15 protein-coding genes are annotated in these 19,609 nt (G+C 48.4%); 9 read left to right on the top strand and 6 right to left on the bottom strand.

What is annotated here, in order from left to right:
* Positions 1 to 128 precede the first annotated feature (128 nt).
* The 3 genes from xseB to KUA46_RS00300 form a co-directional block, all read right to left on the bottom strand.
* The gene (gene xseB, locus KUA46_RS00310; RefSeq protein WP_118081266.1) at positions 129 to 323 is read right to left on the bottom strand and encodes an exodeoxyribonuclease VII small subunit; all 195 of its coding nucleotides are present in this window, start codon (positions 321 to 323) and stop codon (positions 129 to 131) included.
* Between the two features lie 232 nt (positions 324 to 555).
* Positions 556 to 1,857 carry an exodeoxyribonuclease VII large subunit gene (gene xseA / locus KUA46_RS00305; protein ID WP_218486665.1) on the bottom strand — a complete coding sequence of 434 codons (1,302 nt, stop codon included), beginning with the start codon at positions 1,855 to 1,857 and terminating at the stop codon, positions 556 to 558.
* 93 nt (positions 1,858 to 1,950) lie between these two features.
* Complete coding sequence (locus KUA46_RS00300; protein ID WP_256624993.1) at positions 1,951 to 3,405, bottom strand: S8 family peptidase; 1,455 nt, start codon at positions 3,403 to 3,405, stop codon at positions 1,951 to 1,953.
* Between the two features lie 270 nt (positions 3,406 to 3,675).
* Here KUA46_RS00300 and KUA46_RS00295 point away from each other — a divergent pair, with 270 nt between their 5' ends.
* The 7 genes from KUA46_RS00295 to KUA46_RS00265 all read left to right on the top strand — a co-directional run bounded on the left by KUA46_RS00295 (position 3,676) and on the right by KUA46_RS00265 (position 10,917).
* On the top strand, positions 3,676 to 5,049 hold the full coding sequence (locus KUA46_RS00295) for an MATE family efflux transporter (RefSeq protein ID WP_153139978.1): 1,374 nt from the start codon (positions 3,676 to 3,678) through the stop codon (positions 5,047 to 5,049).
* A gap of 59 nt (positions 5,050 to 5,108) precedes the next feature.
* Positions 5,109 to 5,732, top strand: coding sequence for an AAA family ATPase (locus KUA46_RS00290; protein ID WP_022121486.1), 624 nt, complete (start codon positions 5,109 to 5,111; stop codon positions 5,730 to 5,732).
* Positions 5,733 to 5,779: 47 nt separating this feature from the next.
* On the top strand, positions 5,780 to 6,961 hold the full coding sequence (gene purT, locus KUA46_RS00285) for a formate-dependent phosphoribosylglycinamide formyltransferase (RefSeq protein WP_006847765.1): 1,182 nt from the start codon (positions 5,780 to 5,782) through the stop codon (positions 6,959 to 6,961).
* A gap of 144 nt (positions 6,962 to 7,105) precedes the next feature.
* Positions 7,106 to 8,530, top strand: a complete 1,425-nt coding sequence (locus tag KUA46_RS00280; protein WP_006847766.1) for an MBOAT family O-acyltransferase — start codon at positions 7,106 to 7,108, stop codon at positions 8,528 to 8,530.
* A gap of 48 nt (positions 8,531 to 8,578) precedes the next feature.
* Positions 8,579 to 9,484 (top strand): hypothetical protein, encoded by a 906-nt coding sequence (locus KUA46_RS00275; protein WP_153139980.1) that lies wholly within the window; start codon positions 8,579 to 8,581, stop codon positions 9,482 to 9,484.
* 48 nt (positions 9,485 to 9,532) lie between these two features.
* Positions 9,533 to 9,961, top strand: coding sequence for a sugar 3,4-ketoisomerase (locus KUA46_RS00270; RefSeq protein WP_006847768.1), 429 nt, complete (start codon positions 9,533 to 9,535; stop codon positions 9,959 to 9,961).
* On the top strand, positions 9,958 to 10,917 hold the full coding sequence (locus tag KUA46_RS00265; protein WP_006847769.1) for a GNAT family N-acetyltransferase: 960 nt from the start codon (positions 9,958 to 9,960) through the stop codon (positions 10,915 to 10,917). Before KUA46_RS00270 ends, KUA46_RS00265 begins: the two co-directional genes overlap by 4 nt.
* 73 nt (positions 10,918 to 10,990) lie before the next feature.
* Here KUA46_RS00265 and KUA46_RS00260 read toward each other — a convergent pair whose 3' ends face one another.
* The 3 genes from KUA46_RS00260 to KUA46_RS00250 are packed head-to-tail and all read right to left on the bottom strand — an operon-like array spanning position 10,991 to position 13,673.
* Positions 10,991 to 11,569 (bottom strand): LutC/YkgG family protein, encoded by a 579-nt coding sequence (locus KUA46_RS00260; protein WP_153139982.1) that lies wholly within the window; start codon positions 11,567 to 11,569, stop codon positions 10,991 to 10,993.
* Entirely contained in the window at positions 11,566 to 12,939 is a 1,374-nt protein-coding gene (locus KUA46_RS00255; RefSeq protein ID WP_006847771.1) for a lactate utilization protein B, read from the bottom strand. The genes KUA46_RS00260 and KUA46_RS00255 overlap by 4 nt, the downstream gene beginning before the upstream one ends.
* Positions 12,936 to 13,673, bottom strand: coding sequence for a (Fe-S)-binding protein (locus tag KUA46_RS00250; protein ID WP_153091860.1), 738 nt, complete (start codon positions 13,671 to 13,673; stop codon positions 12,936 to 12,938). Before KUA46_RS00250 ends, KUA46_RS00255 begins: the two co-directional genes overlap by 4 nt.
* Before the next feature lie 294 nt (positions 13,674 to 13,967).
* On the opposite strand from KUA46_RS00250, the gene carB reads away from it, so the two are divergent.
* Both carB and KUA46_RS00240 read left to right on the top strand, forming a co-directional pair.
* Entirely contained in the window at positions 13,968 to 17,198 is a 3,231-nt protein-coding gene (carB, locus tag KUA46_RS00245) for a carbamoyl-phosphate synthase (glutamine-hydrolyzing) large subunit (protein WP_218486709.1), read from the top strand.
* A gap of 249 nt (positions 17,199 to 17,447) precedes the next feature.
* A complete protein-coding gene (locus KUA46_RS00240; protein ID WP_218486667.1) occupies positions 17,448 to 19,607 on the top strand; it encodes a DNA topoisomerase 3 in 2,160 nt (719 codons plus the stop codon).
* Positions 19,608 to 19,609: the final 2 nt, after the last annotated feature.

Raw genomic sequence — 19,609 nt, 5'->3', positions numbered from 1 at the left:
AGACTCACAGCCAAAACTCCGAAGGAGCCAAAATCCGTGAGATCCGTGTGCAAAACTAAACATTAACCCTTTAAAATCCATAGAATCCAATGAAGAATCAAAGAAAAATCGGCCCGCCACTCAGAAAATCAATCCTCGCTGAGGAGTTTCTTGATTTCCTCATCGGTCTTGGTGAGTTTGTCTTTACAGAGTTTCACCAAGGTTTTGGCACGTTTCAACTGCTCGGAGAGCTGATCAATATCGAGTTCATCATTCTCCATTCTGTCTACGATTTCTTCAAGCTCTCTTACGGCTTGTTCGTATTTCATTTCTTCTTTTTCCATATTTTTTATTTTTGTTTTGGAGTAACAGTGGATATTTTAAAGCTTTTGCCCTTACAGGGCGCCTTGCTGATTGCTATTATACCCAGGGCGATGCCCTGGGCTAGGAGCTTCTGCCCTTTCAGGGCGTATGGGGAAATCCATTCCTATTGCCTTTCAGGGCGTGTGGGGCCAGATTGCTATAAACTATTAACTATAAATTATAAACTATCCCGTAACTATAAATTATAAACTATTATTCAACTTGCGCCTTCACGCTGCCCTCGGCAAACTTCGTTTCGATGATGTCGCCAGACTTCAGTTGCGAGGCAGAGCAGATGCTTTTGCCATCTTTCAGCGTGATGCTGTAGCCACGTTTCAGCAACAATTCGGGGTCTTGTGCATGAATGCGCTGGGAAAGAAGCTGCAGACGATGACTCTCGTTGAGCATCTTCCTTTCCAATATCGGCTGAATATTCTGAGAAAGAATCTCGAAATGGCGCTGGGCTTCTGATAGTTTCGACTGGACATTTGTGCTTAAACGGCTCATCAGACGGTCGAGATAAGCTCCCTGCTTCGTCTTCACCAGCGAAAACTGGACAGGAATCGTGTTGCTCAATCTGTCGAGCCTCATCTTCTCCACCTGCAGACGGTGCTTTACATTCTGCACGATAGCCTCTTGCGCATTCATCACACGGGCATAAACCTCAGTAAGATGATTAACGAGGAAGGCGGCAGCGGCTGTCGGTGTCTTTACACGCTGGAAAGAAATCATATCCAGCACACTCTCGTCCCTTTCATGTCCTATTCCCGTGATGATAGGCAGCGGGAAGTTTGCCACATTCTCGGCAAGCGCCAGGGTGTCGAAACCCGAGAGATCGCTCGTAGCGCCACCGCCTCGGATGATGACTACGCAGTCAAACTGTTCCCATTCGGCATTGATACTGTCGAGGGCAGCTATCACACTCTGCTCTACCCCCTCGCCCTGCATCGTAGCAGGAAAGAGGCGGGTTTGAAACTGCAGACCATAATCGTTATCGGCAAGCTGGTTGCAGAAATCACCATAACCTGCTGCCGTAGCACTGGAAATGACGGCGATGCGCTGGCAGAACATCGGGAGCACCAACTCCTTCTGCAGTTCGAATACGCCCTCTGCTTTCAGCGTATTGATGATTTCCAACCTCTTGCGCGCCATATCGCCCATCGTATAGTTAGGATCAATATCATCTACTATCCAGGAAAAGCCATAGTTCTCATGAAACTGCGCGTGTACCTTGAGCAGCACTTTCATACCGGCATGAATGCGCTGTCCGGTGATGCGCTCGAAATTCGGTTTGATGGACATCCATCGGTTTCGCCAGCAGGAGGCATGTGCCTTGGCAATGGGCGTATTAGACCGCTCATCCTTCTCGATGAGTTCCAGATAGCAGTGCCCGCCGTAGCCCTCGCGAGCCTCGGAGAGTTCCGCTTCCACCCAATAACTGTCGGGCAAGGACATCGAAATGACGTCGCGGACCATGGAGTTTAATTCAAAAAGTGATAATCGAAGTCGTTCCATGCTGTTTACTGTTTAAAGTTTACAGTTTATAGTTGAAAGTTTATAGCTAGCAGAGCAAGTTTGCCCTATTAACTATAAACTATCAACTATTAACTACTTGATCGCTTTCCCCGTCTGATAAGCCTTCCAGAAATCAGGCACACCATATCCGAATACATTATCGGGATGATGCTGATTATTACCAGCCAATCTCACGAGTTTCATAATCTGCTTAGCCGTCTTCTGAGGCAAAGCCTGCCAGAGACACGCTACCATTCCGGCGATGAGCGGAGATGAGAAAGACGTTCCGTTATCATTGATGATATTTCCACGGCCCGTAATCACACAGGTAGGACTTCCGTAAGCCATCACATCAGGCTTGATTCTGCCGTCAGCAGTAGGTCCCACGGCACTGAAAGCCGCATTCTCGCCCATTTCGTTTACGCTGCCCACGGTAAGGATATTGCGTGCATCGGCAGGAAAATTGATTTTCTTCCAACTTCCCATTCCGTCGTTTCCTGCAGAATTGACACAGATGATTCCCTTGTCAGCACACATCGAAGCGGTGCGGGAGATGAGGGTAGAATTGCCGTCCTGCTCATAATAATGATGGTTGGTAGACGCATCATCGAAGCCATGATAGCCTAACGAAGAGTTGATGACATCCACGCCGCAACTGTCAGCATATTCAGCCGCAAAAGCCCAGTAATCTTCTTCTGCCAGACTCTCAGTGCGCTCATCTTCACAGCGCACCAACAGATATTGAGCCTCAGGCGCCACTCCCACGAATCTTTCGGGTTCGTTGGCAGCCATCGTAGAAAGCACCATCGTTCCATGCTCCATCTCGGCAAAAACATTCTTGGATTGAGGAACCACAAAGTCCTTAATGCCCGCCAATCTGATATTATGCAGCGCCGGAATCTTATCCACATTCATGAATCCGCCGTCGAAGACAGCGATCATCATTCCTTTGCCCAAATGTCCGGTTCCATGCAGCCGCTTGCCGTTGAGCGACTGGATCTGCGCATCGGCAGCACCATATTCGCCTACTCCACCAGTCCAATCGTTCAATCCCCTGCGAACGCTACTTCTGATGCGCTGACTGACAGAATCGGGAGCAGAGAAGACCTTCATCTTCCGGGTGATGAAATCGAGTTCATCCAGTTTCCGTAGTTCCTTCTCCTTATGAATGCGGACCAGCAGGGTATTGTTCCACTTGCTTTTGCCCACAATCTCGATGCCTGCCTCGCTTACAGCCTGCTCATAAGCAGGAGCCACAGGCAAATCGGTAACATCGATGGGCAGATTCTGTCTCTTTCTGCGCTCTATGGAACGGGGAGAGAGAAAATCTGCAGGGCGACTTACCGAGAAGGGAGTGTGACTGAGGTCTTTGTCTCTGAGATAAAGACGATACATCATACACTTGCCTCCCGGATACGACACCATATCGGTTTCGGCGATGCGGGGCAACCGCATCAGTTGCTCAAAATTGCTAACCCTGTCTTCGCGAGCAAACAAAGAAAGAGCGGTCATTAAAAATGCATAAAGCATCAAATATTTTTTCATCATTATATCGGTAGTCCGGTTTGTTATTGTTGTTGCTGCAATATTTCTGTATTGCATTTATTAATCAGTTGAATTGTTTATTCTGAAGTGCAAAAGTACAGAAATTGTACGAAAACACCAAAGGAAAAGGGAAGTTTTTATCATGAAATGCAAGTTTTTCTCATATATATAATAAGGTATCAGATATTTTTTGTACTTTTGCAGACAAGTAGCCGCCGCAATTGCATTCTGAAAGAAGCTGGGCGAGCGGCTATGAGGAAAAAACAGATATAAATGGAAAATAAACAAGCGACATTAGAATTAGGTACGAAGCCGGTGGGTAAGCTGCTCGTTCAGTATGCCCTGCCAGCTATGATTGCGATGACCGCCGCCTCACTCTACAACATCGTTGACCGAGTATTCATCGGTCAGGGTGTGGGAGCCATGGCCATCTCAGGTCTCGCCATCACCTTCCCCTTCATGAACCTCACCGCCGCTTTCGGAGCCGGTGTGGGCGTAGGAGCATCTACTGCCATCAGCGTGAAGCTGGGACAAAAAGACTATGCCACAGCGCAAAACATTCTGGGTAACACAATTTCTCTGAATCTCATCATCGGTATCGGACTGAGCATCATCTGTCTGCTCTTCCTCGACCCTATCCTGAGATTCTTCGGAGCCAGCGACCAGACGCTCATCTATGCACATGAGTATATGGTCATCATCCTGCTGGGTAATGTGGTGAGCCACATGTATTTCGGTATGAATGCCCTGCTCCGAGCCGCGAGCAAGCCTAAGCAGGCAATGTACGCCACCATCTTCACGGTGGTGATGAACGTGATACTGGATGCCCTCTTCATCCTCGTCTTCAAATGGGGAATACAGGGTGCCGCCATCGCCACCATCCTTTCGCAGCTGATGGCGCTGATGTGGCAAATCAAGCTCTTCAGTAATAAGAATGAGCTGCTCCACTTCAAGAAAGGCATCTACAAACTGAAGAGGAAACTCGTGGATAACATCCTTGCCATCGGCATTTCGCCTTTTCTGATGAACGTGTGCGCCTGCATCATCGTCATCTTCATCAACAACCAGCTGGTACGGTTCGGAGGCGACCTCTCCGTGGGTGCCTACGGAATAGCCAATGGTATTGCGATGGTGTTCGTGATGTTCGTATTCGGCGTAAACCAGGGAATGCAGCCTATCGCCGGCTACAATTACGGAGCACAGAAACTGGACCGACTGATGCGCGTATTGAACCTGAGCATCATTGCCGCCACCGCCATTATGGTAACGGGCTGGCTGATAGCGATGCTTCTGCCTTACTACTGCGCACGACTGTTTACAACCGATAAGCATCTGATAGACTTAGGCATTAAGGCAATCAGAGTAGTGATGTTCTGCTTCCCGGTCATCGGGTTCCAGATGGTTATCACCAACTTCTTCCAGTGCATCGGAAAGGTGAAGATCAGTATCTTCCTCTCCTTGTCGAGACAGTTGCTCATCCTCCTGCCGCTCCTGGCTTTCCTGCCGATGATATGGGACATTGATGGTGTATGGTACAGTATGCCTATCTCCGACTTCTCAGCCGCAGTCATCGCTGCCATCGTAATGTCATGGTACATGAACAAGTTGAAAAGACAACACCAAGAACAGCTAAAAGTTAATAGTTAATAGCAGCTTCGCCGTTTAGCAAGATTACCCTATAAACTATAAAATATAAACTATAAATTATGAATAAGATTATCATAAACGTGGGTCGCCAGATAGGAAGCGGCGGCCATATCATCGCCGAGAAGCTGGCGGAGGATTTCGGTTGCAAATGTTACGACCGTGAGCTGCTGAATCTTGCCGCCAAGGAGAGTGGATTCTCTGAGAAATTCTTCGAGCAGAACGATGAGCAGAAGGGATTCTTCAAGTCTCTCTTCCATACCCATCTGCCCTTCCTGAGCGATAACAATTTCTATCACAACGACTTCTCGCAGGAAGGTCTGTACAAGTTCCAGAGCGACGCCATCAGAAAGGCTGCCGATGAGGGCAACTGCGTGTTTGTGGGCAGAACCGCCGACTATGTGCTGCGTGATTACAAGAATGTGATCAATATCTTCATCACCGCCAACATCGACGACCGCATCAAGGCTGTATGCAAGCGAAAGGACATCGACAGAGCCTCCGCCCGCAAGTTTATCGAAAGCCACGAGGAGCAGCGCGCCTCTTACTACGATTACTATACAGGCAAGAAGTGGGGACACAGCGAGAGCTACGACCTCTGCATCAACAGCAGCCATCTGGGAATCGAAGAAACAGAGAAGTTTATCGCAGAATTTATCAGAAAGAAGTTCGGACTTAGTGATTAATTATTAGTGATTAATTTTAGGGACATAAAATATTAAACATCATATAAATGAAGAAGATTATGCTTTTGGGCTCAGGCGAACTGGGCAAAGAATTTACCATCGCCGCAAAGCGAGCAGGACAGTACGTCATCGCTTGCGACAAGTATGACAATGCACCAGCCATGCAGGTAGCCGACGAGCGAGAAGTGTTCTCGATGCTCGATGGCGACGCATTGACCGCAGTGGTAGAGAAACATCACCCAGACATCATCGTGCCTGAGATTGAAGCTATCCGCACCGAGCGACTCTTCGACTTCGAGAAGGAGGGCATTCAGGTTGTGCCTTCTGCCCGTGCCGTAAACTACACCATGAACCGCCGTGCCATCCGCGACCTTGCCGCCAAGGAACTGGGTCTGCGCACCGCCAAGTATTTCTATGCCAAGACCTTCGAGGAGTTTAAGAACGCTGCCGATGAAATCGGTTTCCCATGCGTAGTGAAACCTCTGATGAGTTCAAGCGGCCATGGTCAGAGCTATGTTCACAACGATGATGAACTGAAGGAGGCTTACAAGGAGGCAATGGAAGAAGGTCGTGGCGACGTGAAGGAAGTAATCATCGAGGAATTTATCGACTTCGATTCTGAGTTCACCCTGCTCACCGTCACCCAGAAAGACGGTCCTACCCTCTTCTGTCCACCTATCGGCCACGTACAGAAGGGTGGCGACTACCGCGAGAGTTGGCAGCCATTCCAGATTCCAGAGGAGGCTTTGAAGAAGGCTGAGCACATTGCCGGCGAAGTAACCAAGGCATTGACAGGTGCCGGTCTCTGGGGCGTAGAGTTCTTCCTGAGCAAGCAGGGCGAAGTTATCTTCTCAGAGTTGAGTCCTCGTCCACACGATACAGGTATGGTAACCCTCGGTCACACCACCAACCTGAGCGAGTTTGAACTCCATTTCCGTGCGGTGATGGGCTTGCCTATCGCCGGAATCCATCTGGAGCACATCGGCTGTTCTGCCGTCATCCTCTCGCCAGAGGAAAGCACCGAGCCATTAAACTACAATATGCTCGATGCCCTGAAGGAAGACCACACCCGCATCCGTATCTTCGGCAAGCCAGAGGCTCACGTAGGCCGCCGCATGGGCGTTGTTCTCTGCTACGGCGAGAAGGGCGATGACCTCAACCAGCTCCGCGACAAGGCAAAGCGCCTGGCAAAGACTGTATTGGGAACCGACCCATACATGAAGAAATAACATCATCCCCCATTAAAAAATACCGAGAGGGCAGATTTGTTACCTGCCCAGCAACAAAGAATACAGAAAGCGAAAAGTTAACTGTAACAGTTAACAGTTCGTTTTCTGTACTTCTTTTATTGAAAACTCGCCCACACTATTCCAATGATTTACAATTCATTTCTATACATCACCTTATTTCCCTTCCTCTTCTTGCTGCTCCATGCCATCAAGAAGGAAGCCATCAAAAAGTATTTTTTGTTGGCGATTTCCTATGCCCTATACTACTATTACAACCAGTCATTGGCAGCTATACTTTTGGTGGTAACACTCATCTCATATACTTCCGCTCTATTGATAGAAAGAAATAAGGGAAAGGAGAGAACAAACAGCACCTCAAACAACAGAAGCAAACTCATTGTTTATTTAGGAGCCCTTCTCACCACCCTCCCCCTGCTCTTCTACAAATATACAGACTTTATCCTCACAGAGGTGCTCTACATGGATAGCCTCTCATCTCACCATACCCTCATAGTACCACTGGGTATCTCTTTCTTCACCTTTCAGGCATTGAGTTATCTCTTCGATGTTTACAGAGATAAGTATCAAGCAGAGCATCATCTGCCCACCTACATGCTCTATATATCCTTCTTCCCATCCATCACGGCAGGTCCTATCAACCGATACGATGCCCTGAGATGCCAACTGAGCCAGCTGGTGCGTCCTAACTATCAGCAGTTGGCAAATGGTGCCAAGATGATAGTGTGGGGTATGTTCTTGAAGACGGTTATTGCCGACCGTCTCTTGCTCTACGTGAATCCCGTGCTGGATGGCTATATGCAACACAGTGGATCAGAACTGCTGGCAGCCTCCGTCCTCTATTCCATCCAACTATACACCGACTTTGCCGGCTACTCTCTCATAGCCATCGGTTCGGCTTCCATGCTCGGCATCCGCTTGCAACAGAATTTCCACAATCCCTACTTTGCCCATAGCGTCACCGACTTTTGGCATCGTTGGCACATCAGTCTCTCCCAATGGCTGCGCGATTACATCTACATCCCCATAGGCGGAAACAGATGCAGCAAGGGGAGAACCTATCTCAACATCATTATCACCTTCCTCATCAGTGGCATTTGGCATGGGGCTAACTGGACCTTCATACTTTGGGGAGTTCTTCACGGATTCTTCCAAGTGATGGAGAAGATGTTAAGCTTCACCAAAGAGAGTAGAAATACCGAGCACAAAGTTAGGCAGAGAATGAGGAGAGGAATAAGCATCCTCATCAATTTCCTGCTCATCAATTTTCTATGGATATTCTTCCGAATGCCAAGCGTGGGCGATGCCTTCCATGTAATCGGCAAGATATTCACTGAGCAAGACATGAACTTCTGGGTATTTGAAAAATTCATCCTCTTATTCATCTTGATGGTATTCGCCAAAGATCTCATCGTTGAAGTAACCCCAGGTCAAAATCCATTCCATCATCCAAAGCTCTGGGTGAGATGGTGTACATACGTCGTGGTAACTACCAGCATCTTCCTCTTCGGTGTATTCGATTCGGGGCAATTCATCTACGCAGGTTTCTAAATCGTAAGCTGAAATAAACGTAAGTTGAAACAAATCGTAAGCTGAAATATGAAAAAGTTCTTAAGTAAAATCATGGTCTTTCTTATCTTGCTGACCATCATATATATCATCACGGCACAAACCTTTCGTTATCTCGACCTTCAGGTAAAAGGCGAGAGCGGCAGGATGCGCTATATCCACAATGAGCTGATAGCCGACTCCATCATCATGGGGTCGTCGAGAGCCTTGCATCACTACGACCCAGACATCTTGGGCAACTATTATAATGTGGGAGAAGACCGCATGGGCATCATCTTCAGCATGGGCAGACTGCAACTACTCAAGCAAAGACGCATGCCCCACATGCTCATCTACGATGTAGAACCAGACTATGACCTGCTGCAAGATGACAACAGTACCTATCTCACCAACCTGCGCCCCTATTACCACCGACCAGGCATACGAGAGATTTTCTGGGACGTGGACTCCACCGAGCGCATCAAGATGCTCTTTCCTTTCTATCAGTATAATTCGAGGTTACTCAAGCTGCTTGCCGACTGGCGTCATCCAGCCATGAGCTATACCAAGGGTTACTCTCCCTACGAGGGATGCCAAGCCATCGAGAAGGAGACCTTACCCCAAAACAAACACGACAGAAAGAAATATGAATATCTGCACAAGTTGATAGCCGAATGCAAAAGGAGCCATACCTGCCTCATATTCACAGCATCGCCACAGCTATCCTACCAAAGCGACTCAGTATTTCGCAGGTTCAAGCTTATCTGCCAACAGGAAGGCATCCCATTCCTTAACCATTATTGCGACACTGCCTACACCCATCACAGGGCATTATTCCACAATGCCAACCATCTGAACCGTGAAGGTGCAAGCCTCTACTCCAAGGAAATTAAGAAGGAAATAAGCCATCGTAAGTTCAATGCCAGTATCAAGTTGCCCAAGAAGGATAAGCAATAAGCAATAAAATAAGAAAAAGAGCGTTATCAAATAAAAGAATACAACTTTATGAAAGAATTAGGTAGAATCATCAAATTACATACCATATCCGACCCTAGAGGCAACCTGACCGTATCAGAGGAGAACATCGAGCTTCCCTTCGACTTGAAACGTGCCTACTGGATATACGATGTGCCACAGGGTGGCAACCGAGGCGGTCATGCCCACAAAAAGCTCCAGCAAGTCATCATCGCCGTGCATGGATCATTTACCGTATCCCTAGACAACGGCAAGGAGACCAAGAAATACCAGCTCAGCAATCCTGGCATGGGGCTCTATCTCGGCACAGAGATATGGCGCACACTGGATGATTTCTCCGAGGGAGCCGTATGCCTGGTGCTTGCCTCTGAACTTTATGAGCCAGAAGACTATCTGTATGAATACGATGAATTTCTGAAATACATCCATACCACACATAGCACAACATCAGAGCCATGATAGAAATCAAAAGATATACCCCAAAAGACGCTGCCGAATGGAACAACTTTGTTTGGAAATCCAGACAAGGCACCTTCCTCTTCGACAGAAACTATATGGACTATCATCAAGACAGATTTCATGACCATTCCTTGATGTTCTATTATAAAGGACGCTTGTATGCCATTCTTCCTGCCAATGAAACTGCGGATGAGGACAAGAAGATTCTCTATTCTCACCAAGGACTGACGTATGGAGGCTTACTGACTTGTTCCAAGGTAACAGCAGAAGTTTGCATCGACATCTTTCAGGCTCTCAAGGACTATCTCCTGCAAAATGATTTCCAGTTATGTATCTACAAGGCAATGCCATGGATATACCAGAGCATCCCTTCGGAAGAGGACCTCTATGCTCTCTCCTATATTGGGAAGGCAAAGTTGATAGCTAGAGAGATTTCCACTACCATTTTTCTCAATGCCCCCTTACGATTCAGCGAGCAGAGAAGAAGAGGCATCAAGAAAGCTGTGAGCCATGGACTAAGTGTTGGATTTACAAAATTTCCAAAGGACATCACAGACTTTTGGGATTTATTGGACAAGAATCTTTGGCAGAGGCATAATACTCATCCTGTACACTCGAAAGAGGAACTGCAATTACTTATGCATCGTTTTCCAGACCACATTCTCTGCTTTGTGGTAAAGAAAGATGAAACGATTATTGGTGGAAGCATCGTATATACTACCCCCCAAGTAATTCATACCCAGTATATCGCTGCCAACGAATTGGGCAAGGAACTGGGAGCTTTGGATGCCCTCTTCGACTTTATCCTCCACAAATGCCCATGGAATGTCCCATACTTCGACTTCGGCAAATCCACAGAAGATGCGGGCAAGTATCTCAACAAGAATCTCATCCACCAAAAGGAAGGATTCGGAGGAAGAGGGGTCATCTACGACACATACCAATGGGAAATCTAACTGAGCAGAGATAAGAATAAAGCCCACCGATTTGGTGGGCTTTATTCGTATAGATTAAGATTCAATACTTCTTTTACAAAAGCACTACGGTTACGCCTCTGGCTGCCTGCGCACCCATAACCAGTGCCTGCTCAATATCGGCAGTTTTGGAAGGACCACTGATGAAAGTACCGAAATTGTACTTCGGATCCATCTCAATACGGGCATAAGCCTCATGCATATTGTTCACAATCTTCTCTTTTTCGAGGAATATCACAAGGTATTCCGAGATGAAAAGCACCGCTTTCTCCTTCATGGTCTGAGGAATCCAGACGCAACCATTCTCGGCAACACCCACTTCACCACGAACAATACCCACATCAGTACCATTCAGGTCATTAGCCTCAGCCACCGTATCAGGATTCTTCTGGGCAATCGTGATTTCTGGCAGATGAGAGGCAAAGACCTTGGCTTCCGGATAAGCTTTCTTCACCAGCTCATCCAGACTCTCACCCTCCTTCGCCTCTATCACATGGCCACCTACCGATTCCGTCATCTCAATAAACTGTTTCAGTGTATCCTCATACTGGATACCCTTCACATCTACGGCAGGCATATCGAATTGAACGTGCGTATTCTTACGCAACTTGTTCAGGAAATCTTCTTTCTTCATTTTACTTTTCCCTCCTTCCATAATTGATGAAAACTCTTCTTGGCAAACTCAGGCATGGCGTGACCGATGCCCCAGGCATTCCAATTGCTGAAGTGCGTACAGCATTCAGGAATCAGGTTGGCGAGTGGCGCAAACTTCAAGGCTGTGGTGTAGAGCGCAGGACGGTCGAAGAGATACTTCATACCATTCGACATCGCCTTCTTCACAGGATCTGCCTTGCCCAACTTCTCCAGACTCTGGCGCCATACGTAAATCTGCGAACCTGGTCCTACCTTAGAAGGACAGACATTGTCGCAAGACAGGCACAAGGTGCAGGCTGAAACATTGTCGCTGTACTTCTGAGGATTCTTCAGCATACCCAGGTTCACACCAATAGGACCCGGTATAAAATAGGTGTAACTGTAACCACCTGAACGACGATAAACCGGACAGGTATTCATGCAGGCACCGCAGCGCATGCATTTCAACGTCTGCCAGTGGTCCTTATCGGCGAGAATATCGCTTCTGCCGTTATCCACCAATACTACATGCATCTCAGCACCCGGACGAGCCTGGCGGAAATGAGAAGTGAAGGCGGTGGTAGGCTGACCGGTTCCGCAGCGGCAAAGCAGGCGCTGGAACACAGCCAATGACTTATAATCAGGAACCAGTTTCTCGATACCCATCGCTACGATATGGAGCTTAGGCATGGAAGTGGTCATATCCGCATTACCCTCGTTGGTGCAAACCACGCAATCGCCGGTAGCAGCCACACCGAAGTTACATCCGGTCATACCTGCTCCGGCTTCCATAAACTGGTCGCGGAGATGATGACGGGCACAGCGGGTCAGATAAGTAGGATCGTAGTTGCCGATTTCCTTGGAGATACCCTTCTCCTCGAACATCTTACCTACCTCCTCACGCTTCAGGTGGATGGCAGGCATCACGATATGGCTAGGCTTCTGATGCAAGAGCTGGATGATGCGCTCACCCAGGTCGGTCTCCACCACGTCAATGCCGTGCTGCTCCAGATAAGGATTCATCTCGCACTCCTCGGTGAGCATCGACTTCGACTTCACCATCTTCTTCACGTTATGGTCTTTCAGAATACCGAGCACAATCTCATTAAATTCCTGTGCATCCTTTGCCCAGTGAACCTTCACCCCACGGCTCTCCAGATTCTTGGAAAACATATCGAGGTAATCGGCAAGATGGGTAATCGTATGCATCTTGATTTCAGACGCATGCTCACGTAGGTCTTCCCACTCAGGAAGTTCCTGCGCCATCTTATCTCTCTTCTGACGAACAGACCAGAAGGTAGCATCGTGCCAGGTGGTCTTCTCTACGTTCTGCGTAAACTTCGCAGCTCTCTTGGAATGTTCTGTACTCATAGTCCTGCAGCTAATATTTGAACAACATGAATAAACTTGATCGGCATCTTCTCTTTCTTGGCGATTCCCGCCATGTGCATCAGGCAGGAAGAATCCGGACCCGTTACATACTCGGCACCTGTAGCCATGTGGCGCTTGATCTTGTCCTCGCCCATACGGGTAGAAACGGCAGGTTCCTCAATAGAGAACATACCGCCGAATCCGCAGCACTCATCCTTGCGCTCCGGTTCGTGGATGGTAATGCCTTCCACCATATTTAAAAGGTCGATAATCTTGTTGAACGGCTTGATGTGGCGCTCAGAAGGAGATGACAATCCCAGTTCGCGCACACCGTGGCAACTGTTGTGTACACTCACTACATGCGGGAACTTTCCCGGAACATGATCCACCTTCAGCACATCGTGAAGGAACTCCACAACATCCATGATTTTCTTTGAGGAAATACACTCGTGCTTACCCTCAAGGATTTTAGGATAATACACCTTTACGTAAGCAGCACATGAGGCTGAAGGAGCTACGATATAATCGTAATCCTTGAACAGCTCATCAAATGTCTCTATGACCTTCTCCGACTTGTACTGAAAACCGGCATTAGCCATTGGCTGGCCGCAGCAAGTCTGTTTTTCGGGATAACCCACGTCTAGTCCATAATGCTTAAGCAACTTGTATGTAGCCACACCCGCTTCAGGGTAAAGGGCATCCACATAACAAGGGACGAATAATCCGACTTTCATTGTTGTTATATTTATCTTGTTTGCTATTTTTTATTCTTTTTCTACATGACTAAAAGCCGCTGCAAAAGTAACAAAATAATTGCAAAAATACGACATTCTAGAGAAGAAATAATAATAATTGATGTTATTTAACTGTAAAGATTTGCAGAAAATTTGGGATAATCAAATAAATAGCGTAACTTTGCATCTAGAAATAGAGTGTCTACCATTTGTGAACTAAGCCAAATGCAGTTTAGTTGCTAAAAACATAAATAACAAGACATATAAAGAACAAACTTATAGTTATATTTAATGATGAAGAAACAGCTTAAGAAAGTCCTCGTTCTGGGTTCCGGTGCTTTGAAGATCGGCCAGGCAGGTGAGTTTGACTATTCCGGTTCGCAGGCTCTCAAGGCTTTGCGCGAGGAGGGTATTAGTTCCGTCCTCATTAATCCAAACGTTGCTACAATTCAGACAAGTGAAGGTATTGCTGACAAGGTTTATTTCTTGCCGGTGACACCTTTTTTTGTAACTGAAATTATCAAGAAGGAGCGCCCAGACGGCATCATGCTGGCTTGGGGTGGACAGACGGGTTTGAACGTTGGTACAGAACTTTACCTCAACGGTGTGCTTAAGGAGTATGGTGTGGATGTGTTGGGTACTTCGGTAGAGGCTATCATGAACACAGAAGACCGCGACCTCTTCGTAAAGGAGCTTAACAAGGTTGACCTCAAGGTGCCTGTAAGCCACGCTTGCGAAAACATGGAGGAGGCTGTGGCTGCGGCACGCAACATCGGCTACCCTATCATGATTCGTTCTGCCTACGCGCTGGGTGGTCTCGGTTCTGGTGTCTGCAAGACCGAAGAGGAGTTTAAGGAGATTGCTGAATCTGCCTTCACTTTCGCACCTCAGGTACTCGTTGAGGAAAGTCTGAAGGGATGGAAGGAGATTGAGTTCGAGTGCATCCGTGATGCTAACGACCGTTGCTTCACCGTTGCCTCTATGGAAAACTTCGACCCACTCGGAATCCATACAGGTGAATCTATCGTTGTGGCTCCTACCTGTTCTCTTACCGACGAGCAGGTGAAGATGTTGCAGGACATCGCCGTGAAGTGCGTCCGTCACCTCAACATCGTGGGTGAGTGCAACATCCAGTATGCTTTCAACGCTGAGACCAACGACTACCGTATCATCGAGATCAACGCTCGCTTGAGCCGTTCTTCTGCCCTTGCATCTAAGGCTACCGGTTATCCGCTCGCCTTCGTTGCAGCCAAGATTGCCCTCGGTTATACGCTCGACCAGATTGGCGAGATGGGTACTCCTAACTCAGCTTATGTAGCTCCATCACTCGACTATATGATCTGTAAGATTCCTCGTTGGGACCTTACCAAGTTTGCCGGTGTAAGCCGCAAGATTGGTTCTTCCATGAAGTCTGTAGGCGAAATCATGTCTATCGGCCGTTCTTTCGAGGAGATGCTCCAGAAGGGTCTCCGTATGATTGGTCAGGGAATGCACGGTTTCGTAGGCAACGACCACACCAAGTTCGATAATTTGGATGAGGAACTTTCCAACCCTACCGACCTCCGTATCTTCGCCATCGCCCAGGCTTTGGAGGAAGGTTACACCATCGAGCGCATCGAGGAGTTGACCAAGATTGATCCTTGGTTCATCGAGCGCATGAAGAATATCGTAGATTACAAGCACAAGCTTTCTGAATATAATACTCTGGAGGAGATTCCTGCCGAGGTATTGCGCGAGGCTAAAGTATTGGGGTTCTCTGACTTCCAGATTGGCCGCTTCGTATTGAAGACTCAGAACACCAACATGGAGAAGGAGGTGCTCGCAGTTCGTGCCCAGCGTAAGAAGCTGAACATTCTGCCTGCCGTAAAGCGCATCCCTACTGTGGCTAGCGAGCATCCTGACCTCACCAACTATCTCTACATGACATACGCTGTAGAGGGTTACGACATCAACTACTACAAGAACGAGAAGTCTGTCATCGTTCTCGGTTCGGGTGCTTACCGCATCGGTTCTTCTGTAGAGTTCGACTGGTGTTCAGTAAACGCCATCAATACAGCACGCAAGTTGGGTTACAAGTCAATCATGATCAACTACAACCCGGAGACCGTATCTACCGACTACGATATGTGCGACCGTCTCTACTTCGATGAGCTTTCATTCGAGCGTGTACTCGATGTCATCGACCTGGAGTCACCACGTGGTGTGATTGTTTCTGTAGGTGGTCAGATTCCAAACAACCTGGCTATGAAGCTCCATCGCCAGTCTGTGCCAATTCTGGGTACATCTCCTGTCAACATCGACCGTGCCGAGAACCGCGGTAAGTTCTCTGCCATGCTCGATAAGTTGGGTATCGACCAGCCTAAGTGGAGCGCCCTCACCTCTATGGAGGATGTTCAGAAGTTCATCGACGAGGTAGGCTATCCTGTTCTCGTTCGTCCATCTTACGTTCTTTCCGGTGCAGCCATGAACGTTTGCCACAATGATGATGAGTTGCGTCGCTTCCTGGAGGCAGCTTCTGAGGTTTCTAAGGAATACCCAGTAGTTATCTCTCAGTTTATGACAGAGACCAACGAGATTGAGTTCGACGGTGTGGCTCAGAACGGTGAGATTGTAGAGTATGGTATTTCAGAGCACGTTGAGTATGCTGGTGTTCACTCCGGCGACGCTACCATGACCTTCCCTGCCCAGCAGATTTCCTTCGCTACAGCCCGTCAGATCAAGAAGATTTCACGTGCCATTGCCAAGGAGCTCAACATCTCTGGTCCTTTCAATATCCAGTACTTGGCTAAGGGTCGCGATGTGAAGGTAATCGAGTGTAACCTCCGTGCATCCCGTTCGTTCCCATTCGTGAGCAAGGTATTGAAGCGCAACTTCATCGAAACGGCTACCCGCATCATGCTCGATGCTCCATATCAGAAACCGGATAAGTCTGCTTTCGATATCGACCGTATGGGTGTGAAGGCATCCCAGTTCTCATTCGCCCGCTTGCAGAACGCCGACCCAGTTTTGGGTGTAGATATGAGTTCTACCGGTGAGGTAGGGTGTATGGGTGATACTTTCGAGGAGGCATTGCTCAACTCATTGATTGCCACCGGCTACAAGATTCCTTCTAAGGACAAGGGCATCATGCTTTCAAGCGGTGGTGCGAAGGAGAAGGCTTCTCTGCTCGACGCTGCCCAAGCGCTGGTGAAGAATGGTTACACCATCTATGCTACAGCCGGCACAGCGAAGTTCCTGAACGAGAACAACGTGAAGGCTACAGCCGTAGGATGGCCTGATGAGGACCACAAGGATCTTCCTAACGTGATGCAGATGATTGCTGACCACAAGTTCGACCTCATCGTCAACATCCCTAAGAATCACACCAAGCGTGAGTTGACCAATGGTTACAGAATCCGTCGTGGCGCCATCGACCACAACATTCCTCTGATCACCAATGCCCGTCTGGCTTCCGCCTTCATCGAGGCATTCTGCACATTGAGCCAGGATCAGCTTCAGATTAAGAGCTGGCAGGAGTACGAGTAATCGCACGCAAGGATTTACCCACACGCCCTGAAAGGGCAGAAGTTCCTAGCCCAGGGCAGCGCCCTGGGTTAGATAACAATCAGCAAGGTCGCCCTGAAAGGGCAAAAGCTTTGAATACAAGAAGCTTTTGCCCTTTCAGGGCGACCTTTTTTGTGGAATATTTTATTCCCCGCCATGAGAAAAAGGAGCTGAAATGATGGCTATCTCATTATTTTATTGTACCTTTGCAAACAGAAATAAGAATAAAGAATGATAGTTTGTATAGCAGAGAAACCGAGTGTGGCTAAGGATATCGCCCGAATCATCGGGGCTACCACGGCACGCGACGGTTATATGGAAGGTAATGGTTACCAAGTAACATGGACCTTCGGCCACCTTTGTGAGCTGAAGGAACCGGATGATTATACTCCGATGTGGAAACATTGGAGCCTTTCGGCGTTGCCGATGATTCCACAACGTTTCGGTATCAAGCTCATCAACGATGAAGGCATCAAGAAGCAGTTTGCTACCATCGAGAAACTGATGCAGGCTGCCGACAGCATCATCAACTGCGGTGACGCCGGACAGGAAGGAGAGCTTATCCAGAGATGGGTGATGCAGAAGGCACAGGCGAAATGCCCCGTCAAAAGACTGTGGATTTCGTCCATGACCGATGAAGCCATCAAGCAGGGCTTCCAGGAACTGAAAGACCAGGGGGAATATCAGTCACTCTATCTTGCCGGACTTTCCCGTGCCATCGGTGACTGGATTCTCGGTATGAACGCCACCCGACTTTACACATTGAAATACGGTCAGAACCGACAGGTGCTCAGCATCGGCCGGGTGCAGACCCCTACCCTTGCCCTCATCGTAAACCGCCAGAAGGAAATCGACAACTTCGTTTCCGAACCTTACTGGGTACTCGCCACCATCTATCGCGACACCCAGTTTACGGCAACCAGCGGCAAGTTTACCAGCAAGGAGGAAGGCGAGAAAGCATTTAGTACCATCGCCGGCAAACCCTTCACCGTTACGGATGTAAGCAAGAAGAAGGGAAACGAGGCACCCCCTCATCTCTACGACCTCACCTCGCTACAGGTGGATTGCAACAAGAAGTTTGCTTACTCTGCCGATATTACGCTGAAACTCATCCAGAGTCTCTACGAAAAGAAGTACACCACTTATCCTCGTGTAGATACCCAGTTCCTGACCGACGATATCTATCCGAAATGTCCGCAGATTCTGAACGGAGTGAGTCAGGCAAAGATCATGAGTCAGCAGAAATACCTCCCGCTCATCCAGCAGCTCGCAACAATCAGCAAGAAATTACCGAAGAGCAAGAAGGTTTTCGATAATAGCAAGGTAACCGACCACCACGCCATTATCCCAACCGGTGTTCCGCCAACCGGACTCACCGATATGGAGGCAAACGTGTATGATCTCATCGCCAAGCGCTTTATCAGCGTGTTCTATCCGGACTGTAAATTCTCCACCACCACCGTTTTGGGCGAAGTCATCAACGAAGACGGACCGAAACCGGAGAAGATAGAGTTCAAGGTGAGCGGTAAGGAGATTCTCGAACCAGGCTGGCGAGTAGTCTATGCCAAGGATGTAAAGAATGCAGATGACGATGATACTTCAGATAACGCCAACGGAAATGCAGACTCAGGAAATGGTGCCAAGAAGGAAGTGGTAGAAGAAAGAACCCTCCCATCCTTCACAAAAGGCGAATCGGGAGAACATCAGCCTACCCTGACGGAGAAATGGACCACGCCACCTAAGTATTATACCGAGGCAACCCTGCTCCGTGCGATGGAGACAGCCGGTAAATTCGTAGAAGACGAAGAACTTCGTGCTGCATTGAAGGAGAACGGAATCGGCCGACCATCCTCCCGTGCCGGCATCATCGAGACCCTCTTCAAGCGCCACTACATCCGTCGCCAGCGCAAGAATCTGATGGCAACCCCGACAGGCATCGAACTCATTGACACCATCCATGAGGAACTGCTGAAGAGTTGCGAACTGACCGGTATCTGGGAGAAGAAGCTCCGCGACATCGAGCACAAGACCTACGATCCTGCCGACTTCATCAACGGACTGAAAGAACAGATCAACAAGATAGTCATCGATGTATTGTCAGACAACAGCAACCGGAGAGTGACCATCATGACAGAGGAAGACCTCAAGAAGAAACCGGCTGCCAAGAAACCGGCTGCCCGAAAGGCTCCAGCCAAGAAAGCCGATAAGGCAGCAGCACAGAATACAGATTCTCAGAATGCCCCTGCTCAGCCGGCTCCAGCTGCCGACCCAATGGTTGGCAAACCCTGTCCGCTCTGCGGCAAGGGCGTCATCATCAAGGGCAAGACCGCCTATGGCTGCAGCAACTGGAAGGCAGGCTGCCAATATCGCCAGCCATTCTCGCAGATGTAAAT

The organism is Segatella copri (assembly GCF_019249765.2).
GTDB classification, from domain to species: domain Bacteria; phylum Bacteroidota; class Bacteroidia; order Bacteroidales; family Bacteroidaceae; genus Prevotella; species Prevotella copri_K.
This window is presented reverse-complemented; position numbering and strand designations above follow the sequence as displayed.

What these genes read in the sequence shown, in the direction of transcription:
- xseB (WP_118081266.1), bottom strand. Translation starts at nt 323, where the DNA reads ATGGAAAAAGAAGAAATGAAATACGAACAAGCCGTAAGAGAGCTTGAA.
- xseA (WP_218486665.1), bottom strand. Translation starts at nt 1,857, where the DNA reads ATGGAACGACTTCGATTATCACTTTTTGAATTAAACTCCATGGTCCGC.
- KUA46_RS00300 (WP_256624993.1), bottom strand. Translation starts at nt 3,405, where the DNA reads ATGATGAAAAAATATTTGATGCTTTATGCATTTTTAATGACCGCTCTT.
- KUA46_RS00295 (WP_153139978.1), top strand. Translation starts at nt 3,676, where the DNA reads ATGGAAAATAAACAAGCGACATTAGAATTAGGTACGAAGCCGGTGGGT.
- KUA46_RS00290 (WP_022121486.1), top strand. Translation starts at nt 5,109, where the DNA reads ATGAATAAGATTATCATAAACGTGGGTCGCCAGATAGGAAGCGGCGGC.
- purT (WP_006847765.1), top strand. Translation starts at nt 5,780, where the DNA reads ATGAAGAAGATTATGCTTTTGGGCTCAGGCGAACTGGGCAAAGAATTT.
- KUA46_RS00280 (WP_006847766.1), top strand. Translation starts at nt 7,106, where the DNA reads ATGATTTACAATTCATTTCTATACATCACCTTATTTCCCTTCCTCTTC.
- KUA46_RS00275 (WP_153139980.1), top strand. Translation starts at nt 8,579, where the DNA reads ATGAAAAAGTTCTTAAGTAAAATCATGGTCTTTCTTATCTTGCTGACC.
- KUA46_RS00270 (WP_006847768.1), top strand. Translation starts at nt 9,533, where the DNA reads ATGAAAGAATTAGGTAGAATCATCAAATTACATACCATATCCGACCCT.
- KUA46_RS00265 (WP_006847769.1), top strand. Translation starts at nt 9,958, where the DNA reads ATGATAGAAATCAAAAGATATACCCCAAAAGACGCTGCCGAATGGAAC.
- KUA46_RS00260 (WP_153139982.1), bottom strand. Translation starts at nt 11,569, where the DNA reads ATGAAGAAAGAAGATTTCCTGAACAAGTTGCGTAAGAATACGCACGTT.
- KUA46_RS00255 (WP_006847771.1), bottom strand. Translation starts at nt 12,939, where the DNA reads ATGAGTACAGAACATTCCAAGAGAGCTGCGAAGTTTACGCAGAACGTA.
- KUA46_RS00250 (WP_153091860.1), bottom strand. Translation starts at nt 13,673, where the DNA reads ATGAAAGTCGGATTATTCGTCCCTTGTTATGTGGATGCCCTTTACCCT.
- carB (WP_218486709.1), top strand. Translation starts at nt 13,968, where the DNA reads ATGAAGAAACAGCTTAAGAAAGTCCTCGTTCTGGGTTCCGGTGCTTTG.
- KUA46_RS00240 (WP_218486667.1), top strand. Translation starts at nt 17,448, where the DNA reads ATGATAGTTTGTATAGCAGAGAAACCGAGTGTGGCTAAGGATATCGCC.